6 protein-coding genes are annotated in these 6,090 nt (G+C 71.6%); 2 read left to right on the top strand and 4 right to left on the bottom strand.

Annotation, left to right across the window (positions count from 1 at the left end; all coding sequences use genetic code 11):
* Positions 1-1,455: glycosyltransferase family 2 protein (locus tag ND748_RS22575; protein ID WP_251747967.1), on the top strand; the 1,455-nt coding region annotated here is incomplete at its 5' end.
* Positions 1,456-3,198: 1,743 nt separating this feature from the next.
* Entirely contained in the window at positions 3,199-3,621 is a 423-nt protein-coding gene (locus ND748_RS35115) for a type II toxin-antitoxin system Phd/YefM family antitoxin (protein ID WP_374216001.1), read from the top strand.
* A 113-nt stretch (positions 3,622-3,734) separates the two neighbouring features.
* Here the strand turns inward: ND748_RS35115 and ND748_RS22565 are convergent, their stop codons facing one another.
* The 4 genes from ND748_RS22565 to ND748_RS22550 all read right to left on the bottom strand — a co-directional run.
* Entirely contained in the window at positions 3,735-4,370 is a 636-nt protein-coding gene (locus ND748_RS22565) for an FHA domain-containing protein (RefSeq protein WP_251747965.1), read from the bottom strand.
* A 57-nt stretch (positions 4,371-4,427) separates the two neighbouring features.
* Positions 4,428-4,940, bottom strand: a complete 513-nt coding sequence (locus ND748_RS22560) for a Rieske (2Fe-2S) protein (RefSeq protein WP_251747964.1) — start codon at positions 4,938-4,940, stop codon at positions 4,428-4,430.
* A gap of 36 nt (positions 4,941-4,976) precedes the next feature.
* The gene (locus ND748_RS22555) at positions 4,977-5,549 is read right to left on the bottom strand and encodes a DUF6529 family protein (protein ID WP_251747963.1); all 573 of its coding nucleotides are present in this window, start codon (positions 5,547-5,549) and stop codon (positions 4,977-4,979) included.
* A gap of 130 nt (positions 5,550-5,679) precedes the next feature.
* The coding region (locus tag ND748_RS22550) for an ERAP1-like C-terminal domain-containing protein (protein ID WP_251747962.1) at positions 5,680-6,090 on the bottom strand (411 nt) is incomplete at its 5' end.

The following is a 6,090-nucleotide window of genomic DNA, read 5'->3' as shown; positions in this document are numbered from 1 at the left end:
CGCCACCGCCGTCGCGCGATGTCCGTCCTGGCCGTCGCGCCGCTCGCCGCGGCGCTGGCGGTCCGCGCGGCGCAGCATCACCACGCGGTGCTGCTCGCCGCGTGGACGGGGGTGTCGCTGCTGATGCTGCTCGTCGCCATCCTCACCCTCGTGCGCGGCCAGTACAGCTGGCAGCTACCCGAGCGGGTGCACCACGTCGATCTCGCCGACGTCCAGGCGCCACGGCACCGGTTCTCGCTGATCATCCCGGCCCGCGACGAGCCGATCCTCGGCCGGACCCTGACCCAGATCCTCGCCGGTGACTACCCGGCCGACCTGCTGGAGCTGGTCGTGATGGTCTCCCATGACGAGGTCGACCGGCCGACCCGGCGCATCGCCGAGCAGATCGCCGCCCGCCATCCCAACGTCCGCGTCATCGCCCCGCAGGGCAGCCAGCGCAGCAAGCCGCTGTCGCTGGAGGACGCCCGCCGGCACTGCACCGGGGACATCGTCGGCATCGTCGACGCCGAGTCGCTCATCGCCGGCGGCCTGCTGACCTACGTCAACACCCTCGCGCTGCGCCAGGTTGACGTCGGCATCTTCCAGGGCGGCGTCCAACTCATGAACGTGCGCGGCCCGGGGCGCCAGCCGCGACCCGCCGGTGTCGGCCGGCCGCGTGCGGCGCTGCGCCGCTGGAACACCGGGACCTCCTGGTGGCGGGCCCGCAACTGCCTGGAGTACTACATCTGGTTCATGTCCCGCCTGCGGTTCCAGGCCCGGGCGCGCTTCATCCCCCTCGGCGGGAACACCGTGTTCATCCGCCGGTCCGTGCTGGAGCGGCTTGGCGGCTGGGACGTCGCCTGCCTCACCGAGGACTGCGATCTGGGCGTGCGGGCCTCGGTCGCGGGCATCCGCACGACGGTGTTCTACCACCCGGACCTGACGACCCGGGAGGAGACGCCGGAGAGCCTGACGAAGCTCGTCGTCCAGCGCACCCGCTGGATGATGGGGTTCATGCAGGTCCTGTTCAAGGGGGACTGGCGCCTGCTGCCGGGGGGCCGCCAGCGGATGATGGCGGCGGAGATGCTGGCCATGCCGTTCTTCCAGGCGATGGCCGGGGTGCTACTGCCCGTCTCGGGAGTCCTCACGCTGGTCCTCACGGCGCCGACGGGCCTCGTCATCGTCTTCTGGCTGCCGCTGGCCGCCTCCGTGATGACCGTCTTCTCGGAGCAGGCGGCGTTCCGGGAGTTCACCGACGCCTACGATCTCGCCGTCGGCCGGTGGGACAGCGTCCGACTCATCCTCAGCGCGCCGTTCTACCAGCTCGTGCTGTCGATCGCCGCGGTGCGGGCCACCGCCCGCCTGGTGCGGGGCCGGCTGGAATGGGAGAAGACGTCGCATTCCGGTGCCCATCACGGTGCCGGCGCCGGTGCCGGTGCCGGCGCGGGTCGCCTCGGGCTGGAGGCGGCCTCATGACCGTCCCCGACGTCTTCGACGCTTTCGACGAGACCGTGCCGCGGCCGGTGGCGCGGCGGCCCGCCGCCTGGGCCGCCGACCGGGCCCGGCTGCTGGGCGTGTGGGTGGCGGCCGGCGCCCGGGCCCACCGGCACAGCGTCGTCCTGCTCGCGGTTCTCCTGCCGATTGTCGCGGTGATTCACGGAGTCAACTTCGATGGCTGGCCGGGGCGGGTCACCGACGACGAGGGCACCTACGCCGCGCAGGCCTACTCGATGCAGTACTGGAACCGCATCGCCCACTACACCTACTGGTACGACCATCCGTTCGGCGGCTGGCTGCTCATCGCGATCTACACCAAGCTGACCGACGGCTTCCACCGGGCGGCGACCGCGGTCACCGCCGCCCGGGAGCTGATGTTCCTGCTGCATCTGACGAGCTGCGTGCTGCTGTACCGGCTCGGCCGGCTGCTGGGCCTGCGCCGGTTCTTCGCCGGCCTCGCCCTGCTGGTGTTCTCGCTGTCGCCGCTCGCGCTGTGGTACCAGCGGATGGCATTCCTGGACAACATCGGGGTGATGTGGCTGCTGGCCGCGTTCGTCTGCGCGGCCTCACCTCGGCGCAGCGTGGCTGCGGCGGCGCTCGCCGGGACGTTCATGGCATTCTCGTTCTGGTCGAAGGAAACGACGCTGCTGTTCCTGCCCGGGTTGTACGTGCTGCTCTGGCAGCACCGGGACCCGCGGAACTGGCGGTTCGTGCGGCGCAACTTCCTCGGCTGCCTGATCGGGATCTGCGGCATCTACATCCTGTACGCGGCGGCGAAGAACGAGCTGTTCGAGGGGCCCGGCCACGTCTCGCTCGAATGGGCGGTGCGGTGGCAGCTGTTCGACCGGGCGCCGAGCGGCAGCGTGCTGGACCACGGCAGCGACACCTACAACGTGGTCCGCTCCTGGCTCGACCTCGACCCGTACCTGGTGCTGGCAGGCATCGCCGCGGCTGTGCCGCTGCTCGCCCTGCGCCGCCTGCGGGTGGTCTCGGCGCTGCTGCTGATGCAGTTCGGTTTCATCTTCCGCAACGGCTACCTGCCCAACCCGTACGTCACCGCGATGCTGCCCTTTGCCGCCCTGTGCGCCGCCGGCCTGCTCGACGTGGTGCTCCCCCGCATCCGGCCGCGGACGCCTGTCGACCTTGACCAGGACGACGACGACCGCGGCGGCGAAGCGCGGGGTGTGCCGGGATGGCTGACGGCTGCGTGGACGGGGCTGCGCCGGGGCGCCGTGGCCGTGGCCGTGATCGGCTCGGTGGTGACGCTGGCCTGGGACTGGACGCCGAAGATCCACACGGCGCTCACCCGCGACGCGAGCGCCCCGAGCCGGGACGCCACCCGCTGGTTCCTCGCCCACATCCACGACGACGGCACGGTCATCACCGACGACATCGCCTGGACCGACCTGACCATTCACGGCCGCCGCCCGCTGCCGGTGTGGTTCTACAAGCTCGACCTCGACCCGCAGGTCCGCGGCCACTTCCCGCACGGTTGGAAGGACGTCGACTACCTGATGATGGGCAAGCCCCCGGACTCGGTGCTCGCCGAGGTCCCGATCGTCGCCGAGGCCATCCACCACTCCGTGGTGCTCAAGTCCTTCGGCAACGGCGAGATCGAAATCCGCCGGGTTCTCCCGCCCGGCTGCCGCATCGACATCCCACCCGCCCGCTGCGGCCCCGACGCGTCCGAGCAGACGATTCCGTCCGCCGGGGCGGGCAACCATGGTTCCGACTACGGATACGTTCCCGCCGCCAGCGGTCAAAGCCCGGCTGTCCGAGTTGGTGACCCGGGTTCAACAACACCACGACCAGGTGACGGTGATGCGCAACGACCGGCCGGCGGTAGCGGTCGTCCCGGCGGAGGAGCGGGAGAGTCTGCACGAGAATCCGCAGATTCTGCCAGACACCGAGACGGTGTCCTTTCTCCCGGCGGCGGCTGAGGAGATCGCCCGTAACCCCCTCCTGGATCATGCCTCTGGCCTGCGCAGTTGCACTACCGCCGAACCGCTGCAAGATCTCCGGTTCCCACCCAGTCCGCACCCCATGACCTGCACCTTTACTATGGGATCGCTGATCATCCCTGGAGGGATCGCAATTCCAGCACGGCGATTTCGTCGAACAGGTCTGCCACCTCCTGGTCGCTGATCATCCTTGGAGGAGTCGCAACACAAGAGGAGGTAGGCGTGGTCGTGGATTGTGCGCGTTTCCGGGCGCCGCCGTACAGCGTGGTCGAGGCTGGCCGCTACCTGGGCTCGGGGTCAGCTCAGCGCGATCAGCGCGCCGAGGGCGAAGCCGACCGCGCCGAGCCACACGAGGGTCGGTAGCGCGTGCAGCCAGCGCACGAGTGGTCGCCGTCCGGACGTTCCGGCGGCCCCGTCCAGCGGTCCCGGCTGGGCGGGCACCGCCTGTCCGAACGTCGGCGGCTGGTTGGGTAGCGGGGCACGGCCATCTGCCGGTGTTCCCGGTGGGGGCCCTGCGGGGCGGGGGAGGGGAGCGGGTTGAGGTTGGGGTTGGGGGGTGCCTTGGCCGGCGAGGACGGTCTCCTGGTCGGCGATGTCCGGGGCGGCGGGTGCGGCGGGCGGTCGGGGCGCCGGCGGCGGTGGGGGGATCAGGACGACGAGTGGGCCGTTGGCGGCGCCGAGGTGGACCCGGATCTCGGTGCCGGTGAGGGGGACGCTGACTCTGCGGGTGCCGTCGACCCAGATGCCGTTGGAGCTGATGTCGCGGGCGAGCCAGCCGTCGCCGCCGGGTTCGAGGCGAAGGTGGCGGCGGGAGACCCGGCCGTCGGCGAGGACCACGTCGCAGTCGCGGCCGCGGCCGACGACGTGCTCGCGGTCTGGGGGTAGGACGGTCTCGCCGGCCGGGGTGACGATCCGCAGCCCTGTCGGGTCCACTGCTTGTCCTCTCGAAGCGGGCCGCCCGGTGGCTGGGCGGGGTGCCGGCTGGGGCGGTCAGGAGGGGAAGATCTCGTCGCCGCGGACGGTCACTGGGACGGCGGGCAGGGGCGCCTTGGCCGGGCCGGCGACGGGCTGGCCGGTGCGGGTGTCGAAGGCGCTGCCGTGGCAGGGGCAGCGGATCCGGCCCTTCGACACCGCGTTCACCGAGCAGCCCTGGTGGGTGCAGACGTTCGAGAAGCCCTGGACCGAGCCGGCGGCGTTCCTGGTCAGGACGATGCCGGCGTCGTCGAGGATGAGCCCGCCGTCCGCCGGCACGTCGCCGACCCGCGCCAGCGGCGCCGCCTTACCCCCTGAACCGCCCGAGCCCTTGCCGCCGGAGTCGTCGGAGCTCCCCGAACCGCCGGAGCCGCCGGCGGCGGCCGACGTCCGGCCGTGGTCGCCGGAGCGAGCGGATGACGATTTCGCCGCGTCACTGTGGTCTGCCACGACGTAGCCGACCGCCCCGGCGGCGACGGTCACCGCGATTCCCGGGACGACGGTCCGCCGGCTCGGCGCTTCCTGGGTCATTGTCTCTTCCTCGATATCGGGCCGGGGAGTGTCGGCTCAGACATGAGGAATTCCGGACTGGGTGAAGAACCACAGCGAGGCACTGAGCCAAAGCACGACGAGTGACGCCAGAACCGTGGAACCGAGCACCGGCAGTGCCCAGCCGGGCATTCCGCGCACCCGCAGGCCGAGCATCTTCGCGGCGTAGGCGCCGTAGAAGAGGCAGCCGACGACGCTGTGCAACAGAACGCGGGCGTCGGTGTCGGCGAAACCGAGCGCCCAGATGCAGTGGAAGGCGACCGGCAGGGTCAGCACGAACGCGGCCGTGCCGCTCCATCGGTGCAGCGCACCGGCCCAGGAGGGGGCCGGGCCCGCCCCGGGCAGCCGGCCCCACATCCACAGTGCCGTGATGAGCTGGACGATCAGGAGAAGGGTGGCCGCCGTCGTCAGCCACGCCTTCATCGGCAGCATTCCGGAAAAGCCGAGGGTGAACACGGGCCGGCCGACGGGGTCGTGGATTTTCGCATACACGCCCATCGACACGGCGACGGCGGCGCCGAGCAGAAGAACGCCGGCCGTCGGCACGCCCCGGCCGGTCGATTGTTTGGGCGCCTGTGCGCCGACTGTCATGCCGCCCCCATCCCGCGAACGATCGTTTCTGCGGCAACTATGCCCGAAGGATTCGGTTTGCGCAGGCGATCGTCGGCGGGATGACAAATTCGTTGCGGACCTTTCGGGTCCGTTTGTCGCGCCGGCCGGGTCAGGTGTGGGCGCCGCCGCGGGCGCGGACGGCGCGGCGCAGCTCGTCGGTCGCGTCGACGATGACCCGGCGCAGCACCGGGTCGAGGCCGCCGCGGTCGAGCAGGGCGTCGGCGTCCCGCAGCGTCCGCGCGGACACGGCGTACTGCGGGTAGGCGAAGGTGGCGATCTGGCGGGCGGCGTGCGGGGTGCGCCGGGCGGTCATCGCCGGCATCTGCTCGAAGTACCGGGACACGTACGCGGCGGTGAGGTCGTCCTGCTCGGGCTGCCAGAAGCCCTCGGCGGTCGCCCCGATCAGCCGCGCGGACGCGAGGTCGTCGGCCACGATCATCTCCCAGGCACGCGCCTTCGCCGCCGGGTCCGCGATGGCGGCGCGGGCCCGCGCCGCGTGTTCGGCGGCGCGGGCGCTGCG

Source organism: Frankia sp. AiPs1 (assembly GCF_023716945.1).
In the GTDB taxonomy this organism is placed as follows: domain Bacteria; phylum Actinomycetota; class Actinomycetes; order Frankiales; family Frankiaceae; genus Frankia.
Note: the sequence above shows the minus strand (reverse complement) of the source record. Positions and strands in the feature narration are given on the sequence as shown.